Genomic DNA, 18,353 nt, shown 5'->3' on the forward strand with positions numbered 1-18,353 from the left:
CCACTAGGTTCGTTGCGGATCGTCCCCGGTCACTGTATTCGGGAGTGAAACGCGTGAAACGCCGGATCTGTCTGGTGGTACCGACCAACCGGGAGTGCACGGCCACCCTCGCCGAGGTGGTGGCCGAGGCGGCATACGCCGAACGCCACTTCGACGTCGACGTGCACCTGCTGGTCCTCGACTCCTCCGCCGACTTCGCCGCCCACGCCGAGGTGCTCGGCGCCGCGCGCCACGTCCGGCACCTCGACGAGGCAACGCAGCGCGAGTTCCTGCGGCGGGTCGTCGCGGCTTCCGGCACGACCGGGCCGGACCGGATGCTGGACCTGCTGCTCCCGGCCAGGCTGTCGTACGGCGCCTGCACCAACCGGGCCTTCCTGATCGCCGCGGCGCTGGGCTGCGAGTCCGTGCACCGCCGCGACTCCGACCTGTACTTCCAGACGTACGCCGGGGAGAAGGTCTTCCCGATCCACGCCGAACTGGCCGCACTCGGCCGGCCCGCCCGCGACGTCATGGCCACCGAGGACCGGCTCGACGACAGTCGCCGGGACATGACCGTCGCCATGGTCGGCGCGTCGTTCGTCGGGGACATGTCGGTCGACGTCGAGGACATCCGCGACGCCGACGGCTACTACGACCTGGTCAGCCTCTGGGCCGCGCCGGGCAGCACCGAGGCCGAGAAACGCGCCCTGGTCGAGGACTCGTTCACCGGCAGCGCGCCCTACGACGGCGACCACACGGTGCTGTCGGTGGTCGACCCGATGCGCGTCGACATGCACAACATCAGCTTCCACGGCCTGCACGAGCGGGTGCCGCTGCCGCCGGCCACCGACACCATCGGCAGCGACTACTTCCTCATCCACGTCGCCGACCGGGCCGGGCTGCCCGGCGTCCTGCACAACCGGCACATCGTCAACTTCCACACCGCCGAGCGCAAGAGCGACGACGGGTTCCTCGCCTACCAGATGCGCTTCGCCAAGTTCATCCTGTCGATGTACTACTTCCACTACATCTACCAGCGGATGACCGACGACGATCCGAAGACCATCTCCGCGATCGTACGGGCCAGCGCCCGGCAACCCGGCGAGCCCAACGAGGTGCAGGCCGACCTGATGGAACAGGCCTACCGGCGACTGGGCGGGCGGTTCGCCGCCGTGGCCGACCGGATCCGCGACGAGCGTGACACGCTGCTGTCCGAGGCCCGCCGCGACATCGAGGACTACGCGCACCTGATCGACGCGTGGGCCGGGCTCGTCGCCGCCGCCCGCGAGACCCCGCTGCCACATGTCTGAGGCCGCGCGCCTGCGTCCCATCGAGGACCACGACTGGCCCGCGATCACCACGCTGGAAGCTCACACGTACAGCGGAAAAGGTCTTGCCGAAGGCCCGGAGACGCTGCGCACGCGGGCGAACCCGGACACCTCGTTCGTCCTCGACACCGGTGGCGGCCTCGGCGGATACCTGCTCGCGCTGCCGTACCCCGACGGATCCTTCCCCGATCTGACCCGGCCCGAGGCCGGGGCCTGCCGCTCCGGCAACCTGCACCTGCACGACCTCGTCATCGCCCCCGGCCTCCGCGCCCGGGGCTGGGGCAGGCTTCTGGTCCGGCATCTCACGGCGATAGCGAGACCTCAGCGGTACGAACGGATCTCGCTCGTCTCGGTCGGTGCCACCGAGGGGTTCTGGGCGGCGTGCGGGTTCCGCCCCCATCCGCAGGTCGCGCTGCCCGGCTCGTACGGACCGGCCGCCGTCTACATGTCCAGCGAGATCGGATAGCGCGCCATGTCGTTCCGCCGTTCACAACTGTCGATCGCCGCACTGTTCGGTGCGCTCGGCTTCCAGTACTCGACCTGGGCGTCCCGGATCCCCGCGATCACCGAGCGGCTGCACCTGTCGCCGGCCGAGGTCGGCGTACTGCTGCTGGCCGCCGGCGTCGGCGCGCTGATCTCGGCGCCGCTGGTCCCGAAACTGATGACGCGGGTCGGGTCACGTCGCCTCGCACTGTCGGCGGTGCTCGTGCTGGCCGCGGCGCTCGCCGGGCTGGAGACCGCGCCCGGCTATCGGTGGGCGCTGGCGGTCCTGCTGATCGACGGTGTCGCCGTGGGCTGTCTCAACGTCGCCATGAACGCCCAGGGCGCGGCACTGGAACAGCGGTCCGGGCGCACGACGATGGCCCGGCTGCACGCCACGTTCAGTGGCGGGATCTTCGGTGCCGCCCTGCTGGCATCGGCGATCACCGCGGTCACCGGGTCGGTGGGGGTGCACTTCGCCGTGGCCGGAGCCGTCCTGGTCGCGGTGACGGCGGCCGGGCCGGGGCTGCTCACCGACGACCGGCCCGTCCTGGAGAAGACCCGGGGCCGCTGGGTCCGGCCGTCCGGCGTCGTCGTCCTGCTCGGGGCGGCCATGCTGCTGGCCACGATCACCGAGGGCGCGATCACCGACTGGTCGGCGCTGTATCTCGCGTCCGTCGGTGCCACCGAGCATCTGCTGCCGCTGGGGATCGCCGTCACGTCCGGGATGATGCTGCTGGCCCGGCTCTTCGCCGACGGATGGCGCGATCGCTGGGGTGACCGGACCGTCGTCGTGGCCGGCAGCGGGCTGGCCGGTGCGGGCCTGCTCACGGCACTGCTGGCCGGCGGGGTGGTGCCGGCACTCGCCGGGTTCGCCTGCGTGGGCCTCGGGATGGCGGCGGTCAGCCCATGCCTCTACGTGGCGGCCGCCCGCCACGGCCCGGCGGCGCTCACCGCGGCGGCGGCGATGAGCACGACCGGCCTGCTGGTCGGCCCACCGGCGATCGGTTTCCTGGCCGAGGCGACAAGCCTGCGATGGGCCTTGGGCGCGGTCGCGGTCACCGCCTGGCTCACGGTGCCGCTGGCCCTCGGACTCCGCTCCGTCCCTACCTCGTCGCCGAGTACAAGCGGTCCAGGTCGATGAGGAGGATGCGCTCGTCGGTCCGGGCGGCCGCTCCCTGGGTGAACTCGTAGCGGCAGGCGGGAGTGCCACCGACGAGCACATGGACCAGAGCGGCGAGCCGCGGGTCGGTGATTCCCCAGAATCTTGCCCACTCCGGGTGCGGGAACGGCTGCACGACGAGTTCGAGACTCGCGCGGCCCACAACCTGGTTGGCCGGGATGTTTGCGATCATCGAATGATGCATTGCGCGAACCAGGTGGGGTTCGTGTGGTGAGCCGGTATCGAGCGTGTGGTCGCGGTGGGTAGCCCGGGATCGTCAGGATCCCGGGCTCGGGTGTCTTCTCTGCCTGGTGCGGTGTCGATAGCGTGGGCTGGGTGTCGGTGAAGGTGGGACGCCGGTGAACGAAGTTGACGCGGCTGAGCAGTGGCTGGATTCGTGGGTGTCGCAGGTGGATGCCCAGGCGCAGCAGGCGGTGGAGTTGTCGCGGCGGGTTGCCGGGTTGGTCGGTTCGGCTGAGGGCCGTGATGGGGCGATTCGGGTGACGGTCGGGTCGGCCGGTCAGGTGGAAGCCTTGGACTTGGATGATCGTGTGCACGAGTTGCCGGGTCCGCAGTTGGCTCGGGAGATCCTGGCGGTGATGCGGCGGGCGCAGGCCGTGTTGTCGGCTGAGGTGGTCGAGCAGGTGCGAGTGACGGTGGGTGCCGACAGTGAGGCCGGTCGGGCCGTGATCGGCTCGTTCGACACCCGGTTCCCGGCGCCGGATGGCAGGGACGCCGGGTGAGTGCGGGGATCCGGTTCCCGGCAGAGGCGGTCCGGCAGCACGCGTCTTTGGTCGGCGAGGTGGCTGATCAGATGGCGGTGGCCCGGTCGGCGGTGCGTCAGGTGAGCATGGATGCTGGGGCGTACGGCGAGATCTGCGGGTTTCTGCCTGGTCTGCTGAGTCCGCTGTTCGGTGCCGCTGTCGAGGTGTTGAACGGGGCGGTCGATGCGTTGTCGGAGACGGCGTTGAAGCTGGGTGTGACCGCGGAGGCGATCGAGGCCACGGATGTCGAGAGCGCTTACCGGCTGACCGAGGCGGGCCGTGATCCGAAGCTGTCGTCGTGAGTGACAATCCGCTGATAGTTCCCGCGGACAGTTCTACCACCTGGTCCACCGGCCTCGGGCTGGTCGAGAACGCCCGTGAGCTCAGCGCCGGTATCCAGAACAACAGCTGGGTGGACGCCACCCTTGGTGGGGTGGGCGGAAGCCTCGACGTGCTCGCGGTGGCGGTGGATCCGCTCGGGTCGTTGTTCGCCTGGGGCGTCGGCTGGCTGATGGAGCACGTCAAGCCGCTCAGGGACGCCCTTGACTGGCTGGCTGGGAAGCCGGACGAGATCGCCGCGCATGCGGCGACCTGGCGTAACGTCGCCGCGTCCGCGGCGGAGGCTCATCAGCGGTACGCGGCTGCGGTTCGTGTGCAGACCGCTGACTGGTACGGCGCGTCCGGCGACGCCTATCGTGCCCATGCGGGTGAGCAGCTCGCCGCTGTCGATGGGATCGCGACGGTCACGAACGCGATCTCGTATGCGGTCGAGGGTGCTGGTCTGCTGGTCGGGCTGGTCCGGGAGATCGTCCGGGATCTGGTCGCGCAGTTCGTTGCGACGTTGGCGGTGCGGTTGCCGCAGTGGCTGGCCGAGGCGGGGGTCACGCTCGGTCTGGCTACTCCGGTGGTGGCTGCTCAGGTCGCCTCTCTGGTCGCCCAGTGGGCCAACCGGATCCAGCACTTCATCCGGGCCCTGTTCAACAGCCTGCGTCGCCTCAACGGCAAACTCGGCGAGCTCGCCGGCATCCTCGCCCGGCTCAAGCAACTACTCGCACGACTCAGCCGAGCCGATCCGGTCGCGGCACCGGCTGGCCGCAGTGCAGCTTCCAGCGGGAACGTCTCTACGGCGGGCGGGCTGTTCAGGGAAGGCGACGGTATCGTCCGTAACGGACAGCGGCTCCTGATGAGCAGGGAGAACGTTCTGGCGGTCGCGGAGAAGTTCGGAATTGACATGATTGGTGTTCGCTTCTCCTTGGACAAAGTTCGGCGAGGGTCAGGGCCCGGCAAGGAGTTTTACGGGGTGACGATGCCCAATGGTGATATCAAGCTGGCCCGTGATGCGTTCATGGATGAAGAACAGCTGGCTCGGACGTTGGCGCATGAGAGATTCCACCTCGACGAACTACGCAGTGGGATGGAGTTTCCCTGGAACGAAGCGGACCGCGCGGCCTACGAGGTTCGCGCCTACGCGCATGAGGAGCAGTGGTGGCAGTCGAAGAAGCACTTACTCGACCAGGAGTAGATCCCCGATGCGTGAAATGACGGACTCCAACCGCAGGTGGGAGGCATGGTTCGAGGCCTTTACGGCGATGCGAGACGCTTGGCCCGCCCAAGTCGATGTTCCGTGTCCGGACGGTGATCAGGGACGGCTGCACATCACGTACACGGGGAATCCAGAGTCCAGGGTCGGCTTCGCGACGTTATGGTGCGATGCAGGCCGCAACGGTATCTTTCTTCCGCGCGTGGGTATCCCTGCCGGTGCCGAGATGCTTCCCTTTGACGCGACACCGGAAGAACGAGCAGCCGTGATTCCGGATATCAGCCTGATCCCGACAGATCCGTATAGCCCGGGCGAAGCTGACTGAAGTATCGGGTATCAGTCGATCGGCATGGTCATGGCACCGGGTCACGGCTTTATCGATTTGTTGCGTGATCTGGTCAAACGCCCTGATAACGGGTGGCCGGTAAGGCTGGTCGGGCGGTTCGCGTGGTGCAACGTCCGGCCCACGTCGATCTTGCATGCGAACCACCGAGCCCTGATGGCGGGGCGGTGGTTCGCATATCGTTGCGTCAATAGCGCAGGAGAGTTGATATCGCCGCGGCTGCCGATCCGTACGGCCGGTGGAGTCCTTCCTGCGGGCGGGGCATGGCTGCCTGAAGGCGGGCCGTCTCGTAGTGGATGGCCGGTAGGACTGATGGCGCCTGTTGCCCTCGCGAGGGCACGGTCCGGCATGGCACGCTTGGGGCAGAAACTGCCGAGAAGGTGAGGTGATCCGATGAGTGTGGCACTGCTGGAGCACCCGGAGCCATGGAGCGAGGACGAATACTTCGCGCTCGGTGAGACCTCGAATCGGATCGAGCTGATCGATGGGAGCCTGTGGGTGAGTCCCGCGCCGAGCAAACGGCACCAGCACATCGCGTTCCTGCTCGCCATGGGGCTCTATACGGCGGCTGAGCAGGCGGGACTTCTGGTCTTGCAGGACGTCAATCTCCGCCTGGCCGGCGGGCGCATCCTCCAGCCCGACATCGTTGTGGCCGATACCGATGACGTCGGTACCACGGTCGAGGCCGGTGAGGCCAGGCTCGTCGTCGAGGTAGTCTCACCGAGCAACGCCGGAACGGATCGGCTCCTCAAGCCTCAGCTGTACGCGGCAGCGGGAATCGCATGGTACTTGCGGGTCGAGCAGCCGCAGGACACCGTCGAACTGCACCTTCACAAGCTGGTCGACGGTCACTACGCCCTTGCCGAGGTCGTGCGCCCCGGTCAGACGCTTGCCTCCGACGAGCCGTTTCCGTTCAAGCTTGAGGTGGCGGCATTGCTACGCCGCCGACACCGCGACTGACGTCCGTCTGCGATCCGCCCCATGTCTGCGACTACGGCAGCGACCTCCGGCAGATCGCCTGAGGCTCTGCCCGGCTTGAGTTTCGAGCGCTTGGTCGGTGGCCAGCGCCTGCTGCTGTGCGGGTCGGCTCTGTCGTTCATGGGCGGGCTCCTGTCCGGGACCGCGCCGCTGCGGGGACGGGCCGGTCTGGAGCTGGTGGTCCGGACGTTGGACTACCGGGTCGCCGCACGGTTCTGGGGTATCGGTGATCCTCGTACCGCGCTGCTCGTCAACGCGATCGTCGGAGGCACGCCCGCCTACCGGCACGAGTTCACGCAGGGTGATTCTCCGGACGGGCCGGACGATTTCGACGACTGGGTCGTCCGGGCGGTGCTGAACCCGGCTCGTCCCCTGTTCCGGGAGGCCCGGTATCTGCTCGCCGAGGAACCCGACATCCGCGATCCCGCCCTGTACCACTCGGTTCTCGCCGCGATCGCCGACGGGCGGACCCGCCGTGGTGAGATCGCCAACTTCCTCGGCCGCCAGCCGTCCGACCTGGCCCATCCCCTGGGCGTTCTGGAGGACGTCGGGCTGGTGGTGCGGGAGGAGGACGCCTTCAAGAGCAACAGAGGCGTCTACCGTACGGCTGAGCCGCTGGTGACCTTCTATCACGCTGTCATGCGGCCGGCATGGGGCGATCTCGAACGTGCCGGCCGTGCCCGCCAGGTGTGGCCGCGGTTGCAGCGCACGTTCCTGAGCAAGGTCGTCGGGCCGCATTTCGAGAGCGTCTGCCGTGCGTGGGCCCGGTGGGAGGCCGATCCGGAGGTTCTCGGCGGCTATCCGGGACGGGTGGCGGCCGGTGTCGTCAGCGATCCCGCGGCCCGTACCCAGCACGAGGTTGACGTTGCCGTTTTCGGCCGTGACGAGCAGGATCGCGAGCGCCTTCTCGCCATCGGTGAGGCCAAGTGGAACGAGACCGTCGGGGTCGGCCATCTGCAACGGCTGGCGCACATCCGGGCCCTGCTCGACCGCCGGGACGGCATCCTCGCCGACCGGTGCCGTCTGCTGCTGTTCAGTGGTGGCGGCTTCACCGACGAGCTCCGCGCGGCGGCCGCCGCAGATCCGGGCATTCAGCTCATCGGCCTGGACCGGCTGTACGCGGAGTGACCGGCGGCGGGAGGGTGGGCAGGGATTCCGGGTCGAAGAAACCGCTTTCGGCGATGGCGGCGGCTATTCGTGGGTTCAGGAGCCAGGCCTCGCCCTGGTTGCTGCCGGGGTAGAGGGTGTGGAGGCGGGGGAGTGCGCCGGCCTCGGCCAGCAGGTCATTGACCGCGGCGAGCGGGCGGACCGTGGACACCCACCACGGGTTGACCGCCGTCCAGTCCTCCGGGGTCCACACCAGGCAAGGGCGGCCGTTGATCGCTACGACGTAGTCGCCGTCCTCCACGTAGCCAGGATGGCTCACCAGCTCGACGCGCAACTCCACGCCGTGGTCGCGCAGAGCCGGAGCCATCTCCATCAGCGTGCGGGCCACGCCGCCCTCGGCCATGGTCTCGCCGTCGACGTCGAAATACCGGACGCCCGGCTCCTCGTCGAGGGTCGCCCGGCCGCCGAGCGGGTGCGCGCCTTCCGCCACCGCACGCTCCCCGGCGGCGGCGTCCTCGGCCGGCAGGTGCTGCCACCACCCCAGATCCCGGAGTGTCCGGGCGAGTTCCGTACGCCGGTGATCCATCCCGGCATCATGCCGCACCAGTGAACTAGCGGCCGCCGAGGACGCATGGGGTGAAGTCGATCCGGTGGTCGGGGTCGCCGGCGGCGGTCGGGGTGACCGGGGTCTGTGCGGCGGTACGCCACGGCAGCGCCGGCCACCACTGACGCTGGGTGGCGACGGCCGTGGGGGTGGGCTCGGTCGGCACGCCCGGGACCAGCACCAGGTGGCTCTGGCCGCGGCACTGGGCCTCGGCGCGGACCCGCTCGACCGGCTCGGTCCAGTTGTGCGGTGCCAGGTTCAGCAGTCCCCAGTGGACCGGGATCATCAGCTTGCCGCCCACCAGTGCATTCGCGTTCACGGCCAGTTCCGGGCCGAGGTGGTTGTCGGGCCAGCCCGGGTCGTACTGGCCGGACTCGATCAGCGTCACGTCGAACGGGCCGAGCCGCCGGCCGATCTCCTCGATGTCGGGGAAGTAGCCGGAGTCGCCGGAATACCACGTCCGGTGCGCCGGGCCGCGCAGCGACCAGCCGGACCACAGTGTCTCGTTGCTGTGCAGCGGGTCGCGCCCGGAGCTGTGCCGGGCCGGGGTGGAGGTGAGCTCCACCGCGCCGATCGTGGTGCTCTCCCACCAGTCGAGCTCACGGATGCGCTCCGCCGGGATGCCCCAGCGCTCCAGGTGCGCGCCGATGCCGAGCGGGACCACGAAGACGGTCGGCCAGCCGGACATGGCGCTGACCGTCGCCTGGTCGAGGTGGTCCCAGTGGTCGTGCGAGATGAGGACGGCGTCGACCGGGCCGATGGCGTCGAGTGCGGCCGGCGGGGCGAAGAAGGGTGCGGTGCCGAGCAGGCTGGATGGGCCGGAGTACTCGCCCCAGAACGGGTCGAGCAGGACCCGGGCACCGTCGATCTCCACCAGCGTGGACGAGTGGCCGAACCAGGTGATCCTCAGTCCGGTGGTGGGGCGGGTGTCGTACAGCCGGATGTCTGTGGGTTTGATGTCGAGGGGTTCGGCGGGGCTGCTGACGGAGCCGCCGCTGAAGAGGGAACTGGTCGTCGCATCCCAGAGGGAGAGCCATTGCGGCTGCGGGTTGACGAACTCGCCGTCGCGCCACTGCGGTGAACGCGCCATCAGGTCGCCGGACGGGGATCCGCCGAAGGGTGTGGTGCGCACGTAGGCCAGCCCACCCGCCACACCGAGCAGCAGCAACGCGCCCAGTCCGGCCGCGATCCGTCGCTTGATGTGGCGCATGCTGCTCCTTTATGGTTTCGGAGAGGTCTCCATAAAAGTATCGGAGACCTCTCCGGATGACAAGGAGGGGCATGGTCCGCTCAGATGCCCGCGAGAACCGGGCCCGCATTCTCGCGGCCGCCCGCCAGGCCTTCGCCGAGGACGACGACACGTCGATGAACCGGATAGCGCAGCTGGCCGGCGTCGGGCCCGGCACGCTGTACCGCAACTATCCGTCACGTGAGGTGCTGATCCTGGAGATCTACCAGGAGGAGATCGAGCGCCTGATCGGTACGGTCGACGAACTCCTCGCCACGGCGACGCCGGTGGAGGCGCTGCGCCGCTGGACCCTCGACCTGGTCGACGGCATGCGGACGAAGCATTCTCTCGGCGCGGCCCTCAGCCCCGACGCGCACCAGTCGATGGCGGAGAAGAGCTACGGGCCGGTGATTGCGGCGATCACCCGGTTGCTCGACGCGGGCAAGGCTGCCGGGGTCATCCGGGCCGACGCCGAGCCCGTTGACTTCCTCCAGCTCACCGGTGCTCTGTGGCGTGCCGCCCCGGACCGGTCGGAGCCGATGCTGGCCCTGATCCTCGACGGTCTCGGCAAAAACGGAGATGTCTCCGTTTCTCGTTGACTAAGTGGAGAGGTCTCCACTAGCGTTGTCGGCATGACACACGTACTGGTGACCGGCGGCTCCGGTTACATCGGCAGTTGGTGCACGCTGGCGCTGCTCGACGCCGGATTCACGGTTCGCACCACGGTCCGGGACCCGGCCCGCGAGCCGCAGCTCCGCGCGACGCTGAACCGGCCCGGCGCGAATCTCGAAGTGGTCCGGGCCGACCTGTCCGCCGACGACGGCTGGCGCGCGGCGGCCGACGGGTGCGACGCGATCCTGCACGTCGCGTCACCGACACTGACCCGGCCGCCCCGCGACGACGACGAGATGGTCCGCCCGGCCGTCGACGGCACCCTGCGGGTGCTGCGGGCGGCCCGCGACGCCGGTGTGCGGCGGGTGGTGATGACCTCGGCGATCGGGGCGATCGCCTACGGCCACCCGCCGCGCGACACCCCGTTCACCGAGCGGGACTGGACGAACGTCGACGCCGGCATCGGGCCGTACCAGAAATCCAAGACCCTGTCCGAGCGGGCCGCGTGGGACTTCGTGGCCGGCGAGGGCCGTGGGCTCGAACTCGCCACGGTCAACCCGACCGCCGTTCTCGGCCCCGTTCTCGGCCCCGACTACTCCCCGTCGCTCAACGGGATCGCCCGGATGCTCGACGGGTCGATGCCGACGCTGCTCAAGTTCGCGACCGGATACGTCGACGTCCGTGACGTGGCCTCGCTGCACCTGCTGGCCATGACCGAGCCGGCCGCCGCCGGTGAACGATTCATCGCGACCGCCGGGCACAGCCTGTGGCAGCGCGACATCGCCCGCATCATGCGCGAGCGGCTCGGCGAGCGGGCCGCCAAGGTGCCCACCCGCGAGATGCCGCTGGCCGTCGCGCGTGGCCTGGCCCTGGTCAACCCGCAGATGGGCGCGCTGAAGATGCTGCTCGGCCGCAACCTCGACGCGACGTCCGCGAAAGCCGAGCGCCTGCTCGGGTGGAAGGCCCGCCCGATCGAGGACACCGTCGTCGAGACCGCCGAGAGCCTGCTGGCGCTCCCGCGATGAGGGTCGTGCTCTTCGGCGCGACCGGGATGGTCGGCCACGGCGTCCTCACCGCGCTGCTCGAGGACCCGGCGGTCACCGGTGTCACCGCGATCTCCCGGCGGCGGACCGGGCGCTCCCACCCCAAGCTGCGCGAGATCCTGCACCGGGACTTCACCGACTTCAGCGGGCTCGGCAACGTGTTCGCCGGGGCGCACGCCACACTGTTCTGCCTCGGCACGCCGTCGGCCGGGCTCAGCGAGGCCGCCTACACCCGGATCACCCGGGACTTCGCGGTGGCGGCGGCCGAGGCCGCACATCAGGGCCTTTTCGTGTACGTGTCCGCCAACCGTGCCGACAGCCGGAGCGGCACGATGTGGATCCGGATCAAAGGGCGGGCCGAGGAGGCGCTCACCGCGGCGCACCCGCGCGTCTTCCTGCTCCGGCCCGGGTTCATCCGGCCGTGCCGGGGCGCGCGGCCGGCCACCCGGGCGCAGCGGGTGGCCTACGCGGTCCTCACGCCGTTCCATCCACTGATCAAGCGACTGTTCCCGAAGCAGGTCACCACGACCGACGCGATCGCGTACGCCACGCTGGAGATGCTGCATGCGCCGCAGACCGTGCCCCGCCGGCTGGACAACACGCTGATCAACGAGGTCGCCGCCCGGCGCGCCGGTGATCGGGCAGCGATGTGAACAGCGATTGCGATGGTCCGGAGATCACAGCTCGATCATCTGCAGGTAGGGGCATTTTGCTGGATGGACCGAGTTGTCAGTTACCGGCTTCGCCCTTGTTATTCGGTGGGGGATGGGTGGGGCTCCCGGTAGCTTGTCTCGTGGTAGGCGTAAGAGTTTTCTAGGAGGACTTCATGGGGCTGCGCTTTATCGGTCGAGACCCGGAGTGTAGTGGCAAGAACTGTCCTGCGGTCTGGCTGGACGAGGAGACCGGCGACGTGGTGATCCAGGGCTGGGAGATCACCGACGCGGCAGAACTGTCCGTTCTCGGGCCTGTCGCTCCGAATGAGAAGATCGTTAGACTGCCTGCTGGTATGCGTTCCCTGATCCAGGAGGCTTTCAGCGATGGCGGCACCAACGTTTGACGACCTGCTGAGGAGTTGTACCCGCCAGGCCTCGCATCTCGAGATGCGTGACGGCTATTCGCCGCAGGATCCGATCTTCCTGGATTGGCTGGCGGGGCGCGACACCGATCCGATCCAGCATGAGCGGGATTGGTTCGAAATGGCCGCTGAAACCGTCAATCGTGGCGTTGCGATCCGGCGGGCCCGGATTGTTTCCGAGCCCCTTTCGGACTGGATCCGGCACGAATACGAGATCACTCCGAAGCTGAACCTGAAGGCCGGCGAGGAAGTTCGTTGGCTTCCTCGCCGCCAGGCTTCCGGTCTTGCGTTGCCGGGTAACGACTTCTGGCTCTTCGACGACCGGATCGTCCGGTTCGGCTACTTCGCGGGCAACGGCGACTACGTCGGTGAAGAGGTGGTCGACGATCCCGGCGTCGTCTCCCTCTGCCGTGACGCGTTCGCGGCCGTATGGGAGCGCGCTGTGGATCACAGTGACTACCGGCCGGACCGCCACGTCCCCGTGACTCCGTCCTGATGGAGAGCCGAGAGGTCCGTAACGACTTCTCGGGGGCGGCCGATGGAGTCGTGCAGGCGGGATCGATTCATGGGGACGTCAACCTTCACCTCGCGGCACGCCTGCCGCGACCCGATCAGGTCCCGCCGGCGCCGACAGCCTTCGTGAACCGTACGACCGCCATACGAAGGCTGTCGGCGTTACGCGACGATGCGCGTGATGTCTTCGGCTCGACCCGGGTCACCACCGTCACCGGCTCGCCCGGAGTGGGCAAGACAGCGCTTGCGGTCCATTGGTGCCACAAGGTCAAAGACGACTTCCCGGACGGAAACCTCTACATCGACCTCAAAGGATATGGGTCTGTCGCTACGGTTTCGGCTGGTCAGGCGTTGGATGCCGCCCTGCGCGCGATGGACGTCCCACCGGATCGCATACCGGAGGACCTCGACGAGCGCGCGAGTCTGTTCCGTAGTCTGACGGGTAATCGGCGCATGCTCTTGCTGCTGGACAACGCGTCGTCGTCGGAGCAGGTACGTCGCCTGATCCCGTCATCGTCACGGTCGTTCGTCGTGGTGACGAGTAGAAGCCGTCTGCGTGGGCTTTCCTCACGGGAGGGTGCTGTGCGGCTGGATGTGGATGTCCTCACGCCGGTGGACGCCATGGAGCTACTCGCCCGGTTGATCGGCAGATCACGCCTTTCCGAGGATCCCGCGGCCGCTGAGCAGATCGCCGAGCTCTGCGGGTTCCTTCCACTGGCCCTGCGGGTCGTCGCCGAGCGCATCTCCTCGCGCCCGGAGGATCCGCTCGCTTCGGTAGTCGACGAGCTCGTCGGCGAGCAGAGTCGCCTCGACGCCGTGGCCTCCTCCGAAGACGAGCTCAGCGACACGCGAGCCGTCTTCTCCTGGTCGTATCGCAAGCTGTCCGCCGAACAGGCCGCCGCCTTCCGGTTTCTCGGCCTCCACCCCACCAAGGACATCAGCCTCGAGGCCGCTGCCGCACTCATCGGGATGCCCGTCACCACTGCCCGGCGCACTCTGAGGGAACTCGCCGACGTGCATCTCGTCGTAGAGCAGCAGGGCCGGTTCTCCATGCACGACCTGCTCTTCTCCTACGCCAGAGAATGCGTATCGAGTGAGCCGACGGATGCTCGCACTCGCGCTTTACGGCGTTGCCTGTCCTGGTATCTGCTCGCGGCGGATGCTGTCAGAAGGGCTGTTCTTCCGTATTCCTTCGATTTTCCGCTCGTCCCGGCTCGGGACCTGAGCGTCCCTGCCTTCAGGGATTCGCGATCGGCTTCCCTGTGGTTCGACAAGGAAAGAGTCAACCTGCTGGCGGCGATCCGTATCGCACACGACATCGGCCAATATGACATCTGCTGGAAGATGGCGTCCGCGGTCAGTCCCCTTTTCGAGGTGCAATGCTACTGGGCTGAATGGGAGCAGAATCACCGGCTCGGGCTCGAGGCGGCGCAATTACTCGGTGACCCGATCGGAGAGGCCGCGCACACGGCACTGCTGGGAGATGTGGCGGAACGGGCCACCCGATTCGACGAGGCTGAAGACCGATACCGTGAGGCACTCGCTTTGGCGCAGAGCATTCCGCTGCCCTGGTTGGAAGGCTTCATGCACCGCGGGCTCGGTTTCGTCGCCGAAGGCAGGTCGGACTACGTGAGCGCGGCAACCCGATACCAGCAGGCACGCGAAGCCTTCCGGCGCGCTGAGCACGGGCGTGGAGAGGCCATGGCGACGATGAGCCTCGGCAATCTGGCCCGGCTCACGGGAGAACCGGACCGGGCTGTGCGACTCTGCGCCGATGCCATCCGAAAGCTGGACGACCTCGCCGATGCCTGGAGCGCGGCATTGGTGCGCCTCAGCCTGGCGCCTGCCCTGGTCGACGGCGGGGACGAGGACGGAGCCATCAGAGAGTGGCAACTGGCAGCCCTGACCTTCGCCGACTTCGGGGACAAGGAGGATGAGGCCGTTGCCGCTGCTGCTCTCGGGGACATCCACCATCGCCGTGGCGAACACCAGAGCGCACTCCGCAGATGGTCCCGAGCTGCCGTCCTCTACCAGGACCTGAAGGATCCGCGAGTGGATGACGTGCAGGCCCGGCTCGCTCAACTTGCGTCCGGCGAATCCGGAGGTGATCTCACAGGTTGACGTCGCCGTCGATCCGGCCCGCTTGTACAGCCTTACCGGTGACGTCGCCTGCAATCGTGTTCGCTACCGAGGCAGCGTTCTCCTCCAGTGATCGCTCGGGGCCGGACCGGCGGGCGGCCAGTCGGAAGGTGATCAGGCCCGTCACCGCGGTCAGCAGGACCACGGCGATCCATGCCCACCATGAGCGCTTCAGGTCGGTGGCCAGGTTCACGCTGACCGCCAGAGCGGACGCGACGATGGCGGACACGAGGCTCCAGGCCATTGCCTTCATGAGGAGAGACCCTAGCCGCCTTCGATGTGATCCTCGGAGGGAGTGGACCGGAGATCGGCGAGGAGGGAATCGATCAGGGTCTCCTCGCGGACGGTGACGCCGGTTGCGGTCATGGCCCCGGCCAGCGCCGGATCGAGGTCGGCGCGTTCGTGCAGCCAGGCGACACCGTGCGGGCGCAAACCGCAGGTCAGCACCGTGGTCGGTGAGAGCCGGCGCCAGACCGCGCAGCACCCTCGACCACCTGCTGGGCGGACAGGTCGATCATCAGCGAGGCGGTGAACAGTCGCATGACGGCCAGGTAGGAGCCGCGCTCGGGAACGGTCAGGTAGGTGAAGGCCTCCAACCGGCCCAGGTCTCCGTCCGGCTCACCCACGAACCCGACAATATGCGGCCGCCGGGTCATCCGCCCAGGGTGGTGTGCCGCCCGGGTCGCCCGGTGAGCATGAGGGCCCGGGACGGGAGGCCCCTGATGACAGAGGAACGAAGCAGGGCGTGGGCGGGATGGATCGCCTTCGCTGCCGTGATCATGGTCGTGAACAGTCTGATCAACATCCTGCAAGGAATGGTGGCGCTGCTCGACGACGAACGGGTGGTCGCCACCCCCGACGCGTTCGTCCTGGTGGACCTCACCTCCTGGGGCTGGGCGCTGGTCGGTTTCGGCATCGTGATGCTCACCGTCGGCGGGTTCCTGCTCGCCGGTAGGAACTGGGCGCGGATCGTCGCGGTCGTCGTGATCGGTCTGCACGCCGTGGTCCAGGTGGTCTCGCTCGGCGCCTATCCGGTCTGGTCCCTGCTGATGATCGCCCTGGACACGGTGGTGCTGTTCGCACTGGTGGCCCGGTGGGGGTCGGCGGCCGAGGAGTTGCGCTACCAGAACGAGCGGGTCGGGCCGGCCGGGCTGCCGCACGGGGAGTTCCCGCACGAGGCGCGGTCCCACGGGACACGTATCAGCTGATGAACGCGCGGGCCGGGCTCGCCGCGCTGGTCCTGTCGGCGGGCGCCGCACTGCCCGGGTTCGGGACGATCGACGGAGGCGGACAGCACCGCGAACACGAGCGGATCACCCGGGCCGCGGTGGCCTGCGCCGCCGCGGACGCGAGCGAGGACTGCTTCCAGCCGCGGTCGATCGACCAGCTGGCCGGGCACGGCAACGGGTTCGGCGCGGTCGGTGCGCCGGACCGCACCGAGGTGTCGGTCCCGGCCGGCTGTTTCGTCGTCCCGGACAGTTCGCCCGGTGTCGGCGGGTGCGGGCGCCGGGTCACCCACGCGGCCCTCAACAAGGACACCGGGCTCATCGACCCGGTCACCGGCGTCGCCACGAGTCCGTCCACTCCGCGCGGCCGGGTCGGGGACAACTTCGCCAAGGCCGTGACCGGAGCCGTGGTCGAGACACGTCACCAGTGGCAGGCCTTCGGCGAGGCACTGCGGCGGGAGTACGGCCCACGCCAGGCCGCGACCATGACATGTGTGCTCACCCACGACGATCCCGCGGAGGATTGTGCCGGCTCCGCCCGTACCGTCACCGCTCCGGTCCTGATCGTGGTTTTGATGTTTCTGGCGATCCATGTCCGGCGACGGCGGTGGCCGGGAACCTCACATCGCGATCGTGGTGGCCGACCTTAGGGCCATGGGATCTGGGGTCAGACGATGAACCGGCTGCCGGTGCTGGTGTCGCCTTACGGCGCCTATGCCGGGCTCGCGCTGCACGTGCATGATCTGACCATTCGCGGCCACCACGCGGAGACGCTGCTCGCCGCCGACGAGGCCGAGGCCATCACGGGGGCGCTCGGCGACCTGCGGACCCACCGGATCAGCCGGCTGGGCCGGATGTACGCCCTGAACGCCCTCGGCCGCCACGACGAGGCGCTGCAGATCGCCGAGGATCTGGTCGCCGACCAGTCCGTGCTCGGCGGCCCGAAGGCCACCGACGCGAAGATCCTCGCCGACACCGCCCGGGTGCTGATCCATCTCGGTCGTATCGACGACGGGCTGCATCATGTCGCCCGCGCGATGGCCCTGCTCGACGTGGCGCCCCGCAAGGGTCCCCGCTACTTCTCCGCGATGGCCTCGCTGGCCGAGGCGGCCCGCAGCGCCGACCTGTTCGAGCTCGCCGACGACGCGATGCGCCGCAGCCTGGAGTCGTTCGACACCCCGGACGAGCTCTACCAGGCCGGCGTCGAGCTGACCCACGCCGAACTGTGGCTGGAGTGGGCGCTGCGCCTGGAGCAGGTGGGCCGCGCCGAGGAGGCGGCGGTCCTGATCAGCCGGTGTGAGCCGGTGCTGCGGTACTGGCTGGAGGCGGGCATCGACTCGCCGCTGGGCGCCGCGCTGCTCGCCGTCTGCCACGCCAAGTCGGGCCGGCACCCGGAGGCGCTGATCCTGGTCGCCGAGCTGCTGCCGCAGATGCGGGCGGCCGGGCAGCACCACGAGTCGCGCCTGCTGCACCTCGCGCACGGCCTGACCATGCGGGCCACCGGTGAGTGGCGGGCCGCTCGCCGGGAGTTCCGGGCCGGCCTGGAACTGGCCGCGCTGAACTCCGAACGGCTGCTCTTCCAGCACGAACTGGCGGCCACCGCGGCCCTCGAGATCCCCGGCGAGGCGGCCCAGGCGATGCTGGAGGCATTGCGTACCCACGTCGAGGCGCTGTGGCAGCTGCGGATGGACCGGCGCACCATGCTGCGGCAGGCGTACCGCCGGGTCGAGCTGGAGGCGGCCCGCACGACCGCCGACCTGGCCGCCACCTCGGACGCGCTGACCGGGCTCGGCAACCGGCGGATGTTCGACCGCCGGATCAACACGGTCGTGGTCGGCGGCTCGCTGCTGCTCATCGACGTGGACCACTTCAAGGACATCAACGACCGCTACTCGCACGGCGTCGGCGACCGGGTGCTGGGCGAGATCGCCGCGGTGCTGCGCTCGCACTGCCGGCACGACGAGGTGGCGATCCGGTTCGGTGGCGACGAGTTCGCCCTGTTCCTGGCCACCGGCGAGGACGAGGCCCGGGAGGTGGCCGAGCGGATCCGCCGGGTCATCCAGGCGCGCGACTGGAACACGATCATGCCCGGTCTGACGGTCACGCTCAGCATGGGCCTGGCGGCGTGCCGGCCCGGCGAACCCGGCCGCGACCTGTACGACCGTGCCGACGCGCACCTCTACGTCGCCAAACGATCGGGCCGCGACCGGCTGGCCGCCGCTGCCGCTTAGC

The 18,353-nt window shown here is 68.9% G+C and carries 24 protein-coding genes; 18 read left to right on the plus strand and 6 right to left on the minus strand.

From position 1 onward, the window contains the following. The first annotated feature begins 53 nt into the window (after positions 1 to 53). The 3 genes from ACFO0C_RS09205 to ACFO0C_RS09215 are packed head-to-tail and all read left to right on the plus strand — an operon-like array spanning position 54 to position 2,931. Positions 54 to 1,289: a DUF6271 family protein gene (locus ACFO0C_RS09205; protein ID WP_378066142.1), complete on the plus strand. Its 1,236-nt coding sequence runs from the start codon at positions 54 to 56 to the stop codon at positions 1,287 to 1,289. Beyond that, positions 1,282 to 1,773, plus strand: a complete 492-nt coding sequence (locus tag ACFO0C_RS09210; RefSeq protein WP_378066143.1) for a GNAT family N-acetyltransferase — start codon at positions 1,282 to 1,284, stop codon at positions 1,771 to 1,773. The genes ACFO0C_RS09205 and ACFO0C_RS09210 overlap by 8 nt, the downstream gene beginning before the upstream one ends. Positions 1,774 to 1,779: 6 nt before the next feature. Then, positions 1,780 to 2,931 (plus strand): MFS transporter, encoded by a 1,152-nt coding sequence (locus tag ACFO0C_RS09215; RefSeq protein WP_378066144.1) that lies wholly within the window; start codon positions 1,780 to 1,782, stop codon positions 2,929 to 2,931. On the opposite strand, the gene ACFO0C_RS09220 is transcribed toward ACFO0C_RS09215, so the two are convergent. Beyond that, entirely contained in the window at positions 2,894 to 3,142 is a 249-nt protein-coding gene (locus ACFO0C_RS09220; protein ID WP_378066145.1) for a hypothetical protein, read from the minus strand. The two genes, ACFO0C_RS09215 and ACFO0C_RS09220, sit on opposite strands and share 38 nt — an antisense overlap. 217 nt (positions 3,143 to 3,359) lie before the next feature. On the opposite strand from ACFO0C_RS09220, the gene ACFO0C_RS09225 reads away from it, so the two are divergent. The 6 genes from ACFO0C_RS09225 (at position 3,360) to ACFO0C_RS09250 (ending at position 7,702) form a co-directional block, all read left to right on the plus strand. Beyond that, a complete protein-coding gene (locus tag ACFO0C_RS09225; RefSeq protein ID WP_378066146.1) occupies positions 3,360 to 3,692 on the plus strand; it encodes a YbaB/EbfC family nucleoid-associated protein in 333 nt (110 codons plus the stop codon). Then, positions 3,689 to 4,015, plus strand: a complete 327-nt coding sequence (locus ACFO0C_RS09230) for a type VII secretion target (protein WP_378066147.1) — start codon at positions 3,689 to 3,691, stop codon at positions 4,013 to 4,015. Before ACFO0C_RS09225 ends, ACFO0C_RS09230 begins: the two co-directional genes overlap by 4 nt. Then, entirely contained in the window at positions 4,012 to 5,235 is a 1,224-nt protein-coding gene (locus ACFO0C_RS09235; RefSeq protein WP_378066148.1) for a WXG100 family type VII secretion target, read from the plus strand. The genes ACFO0C_RS09230 and ACFO0C_RS09235 overlap by 4 nt, the downstream gene beginning before the upstream one ends. A 7-nt stretch (positions 5,236 to 5,242) precedes the next feature. After that, a complete protein-coding gene (locus ACFO0C_RS09240; protein WP_378066149.1) occupies positions 5,243 to 5,578 on the plus strand; it encodes a hypothetical protein in 336 nt (111 codons plus the stop codon). 411 nt (positions 5,579 to 5,989) lie between these two features. After that, a complete protein-coding gene (locus tag ACFO0C_RS09245; protein WP_378066150.1) occupies positions 5,990 to 6,556 on the plus strand; it encodes a Uma2 family endonuclease in 567 nt (188 codons plus the stop codon). 75 nt (positions 6,557 to 6,631) lie between these two features. Then, a complete protein-coding gene (locus ACFO0C_RS09250) occupies positions 6,632 to 7,702 on the plus strand; it encodes an AAA family ATPase (RefSeq protein WP_378066151.1) in 1,071 nt (356 codons plus the stop codon). Here the strand turns inward: ACFO0C_RS09250 and ACFO0C_RS09255 are convergent. Together ACFO0C_RS09255 and ACFO0C_RS09260 are read right to left on the minus strand one after the other, a co-directional pair. Then, complete coding sequence (locus ACFO0C_RS09255; RefSeq protein ID WP_378066152.1) at positions 7,671 to 8,267, minus strand: hypothetical protein; 597 nt, start codon at positions 8,265 to 8,267, stop codon at positions 7,671 to 7,673. The genes ACFO0C_RS09250 and ACFO0C_RS09255 overlap by 32 nt on opposite strands. Before the next feature lie 25 nt (positions 8,268 to 8,292). Further along, the gene (locus ACFO0C_RS09260; RefSeq protein ID WP_378066153.1) at positions 8,293 to 9,495 is read right to left on the minus strand and encodes an MBL fold metallo-hydrolase; all 1,203 of its coding nucleotides are present in this window, start codon (positions 9,493 to 9,495) and stop codon (positions 8,293 to 8,295) included. Between the two features lie 71 nt (positions 9,496 to 9,566). Here ACFO0C_RS09260 and ACFO0C_RS09265 point away from each other — a divergent pair, with 71 nt between their 5' ends. The 6 genes from ACFO0C_RS09265 (at position 9,567) to ACFO0C_RS09290 (ending at position 14,877) form a co-directional block, all read left to right on the plus strand. Next, on the plus strand, positions 9,567 to 10,112 hold the full coding sequence (locus ACFO0C_RS09265; protein WP_378066154.1) for a TetR/AcrR family transcriptional regulator: 546 nt from the start codon (positions 9,567 to 9,569) through the stop codon (positions 10,110 to 10,112). A gap of 33 nt (positions 10,113 to 10,145) precedes the next feature. Beyond that, entirely contained in the window at positions 10,146 to 11,150 is a 1,005-nt protein-coding gene (locus ACFO0C_RS09270; RefSeq protein ID WP_378066155.1) for an SDR family oxidoreductase, read from the plus strand. After that, positions 11,147 to 11,821 (plus strand): NAD(P)H-binding protein, encoded by a 675-nt coding sequence (locus ACFO0C_RS09275; protein WP_378066156.1) that lies wholly within the window; start codon positions 11,147 to 11,149, stop codon positions 11,819 to 11,821. Before ACFO0C_RS09270 ends, ACFO0C_RS09275 begins: the two co-directional genes overlap by 4 nt. A gap of 173 nt (positions 11,822 to 11,994) precedes the next feature. Further along, the gene (locus ACFO0C_RS09280; RefSeq protein WP_378066157.1) at positions 11,995 to 12,225 is read left to right on the plus strand and encodes a hypothetical protein; all 231 of its coding nucleotides are present in this window, start codon (positions 11,995 to 11,997) and stop codon (positions 12,223 to 12,225) included. A 43-nt stretch (positions 12,226 to 12,268) separates the two neighbouring features. After that, positions 12,269 to 12,739 (plus strand): DUF6879 family protein, encoded by a 471-nt coding sequence (locus ACFO0C_RS09285; RefSeq protein ID WP_378066158.1) that lies wholly within the window; start codon positions 12,269 to 12,271, stop codon positions 12,737 to 12,739. Continuing rightward, the gene (locus tag ACFO0C_RS09290) at positions 12,739 to 14,877 is read left to right on the plus strand and encodes an ATP-binding protein (protein ID WP_378066159.1); all 2,139 of its coding nucleotides are present in this window, start codon (positions 12,739 to 12,741) and stop codon (positions 14,875 to 14,877) included. Before ACFO0C_RS09285 ends, ACFO0C_RS09290 begins: the two co-directional genes overlap by 1 nt. On the opposite strand, the gene ACFO0C_RS09295 is transcribed toward ACFO0C_RS09290, so the two are convergent. From ACFO0C_RS09295 to ACFO0C_RS09305, 3 genes are read right to left on the minus strand one after another with little or no spacing between them, the layout of a single operon-like run. Next, positions 14,867 to 15,148, minus strand: a complete 282-nt coding sequence (locus tag ACFO0C_RS09295; RefSeq protein ID WP_378066160.1) for a hypothetical protein — start codon at positions 15,146 to 15,148, stop codon at positions 14,867 to 14,869. The two genes, ACFO0C_RS09290 and ACFO0C_RS09295, sit on opposite strands and share 11 nt — an antisense overlap. 11 nt (positions 15,149 to 15,159) lie before the next feature. Beyond that, on the minus strand, positions 15,160 to 15,327 hold the full coding sequence (locus ACFO0C_RS09300) for a hypothetical protein (protein ID WP_378066161.1): 168 nt from the start codon (positions 15,325 to 15,327) through the stop codon (positions 15,160 to 15,162). 8 nt (positions 15,328 to 15,335) lie between these two features. Continuing rightward, the gene (locus ACFO0C_RS09305; RefSeq protein WP_378066162.1) at positions 15,336 to 15,521 is read right to left on the minus strand and encodes a hypothetical protein; all 186 of its coding nucleotides are present in this window, start codon (positions 15,519 to 15,521) and stop codon (positions 15,336 to 15,338) included. A 96-nt stretch (positions 15,522 to 15,617) separates the two neighbouring features. Here ACFO0C_RS09305 and ACFO0C_RS09310 point away from each other — a divergent pair, with 96 nt between their 5' ends. Genes ACFO0C_RS09310 through ACFO0C_RS09320 form a run of 3 tightly spaced genes read left to right on the plus strand, consistent with a single transcriptional unit; the run spans position 15,618 to position 18,352 of the window. Next, entirely contained in the window at positions 15,618 to 16,103 is a 486-nt protein-coding gene (locus ACFO0C_RS09310) for a DUF7144 family membrane protein (protein ID WP_378066163.1), read from the plus strand. Continuing rightward, positions 16,103 to 16,771 (plus strand): hypothetical protein, encoded by a 669-nt coding sequence (locus tag ACFO0C_RS09315; RefSeq protein ID WP_378066164.1) that lies wholly within the window; start codon positions 16,103 to 16,105, stop codon positions 16,769 to 16,771. Before ACFO0C_RS09310 ends, ACFO0C_RS09315 begins: the two co-directional genes overlap by 1 nt. A gap of 24 nt (positions 16,772 to 16,795) precedes the next feature. Beyond that, positions 16,796 to 18,352 (plus strand): GGDEF domain-containing protein, encoded by a 1,557-nt coding sequence (locus ACFO0C_RS09320; RefSeq protein ID WP_378066165.1) that lies wholly within the window; start codon positions 16,796 to 16,798, stop codon positions 18,350 to 18,352. Position 18,353 lies beyond the last annotated feature (1 nt).

Source organism: Actinoplanes subglobosus (genome assembly GCF_042650585.1).
GTDB lineage: Bacteria > Actinomycetota > Actinomycetes > Mycobacteriales > Micromonosporaceae > Actinoplanes > Actinoplanes subglobosus.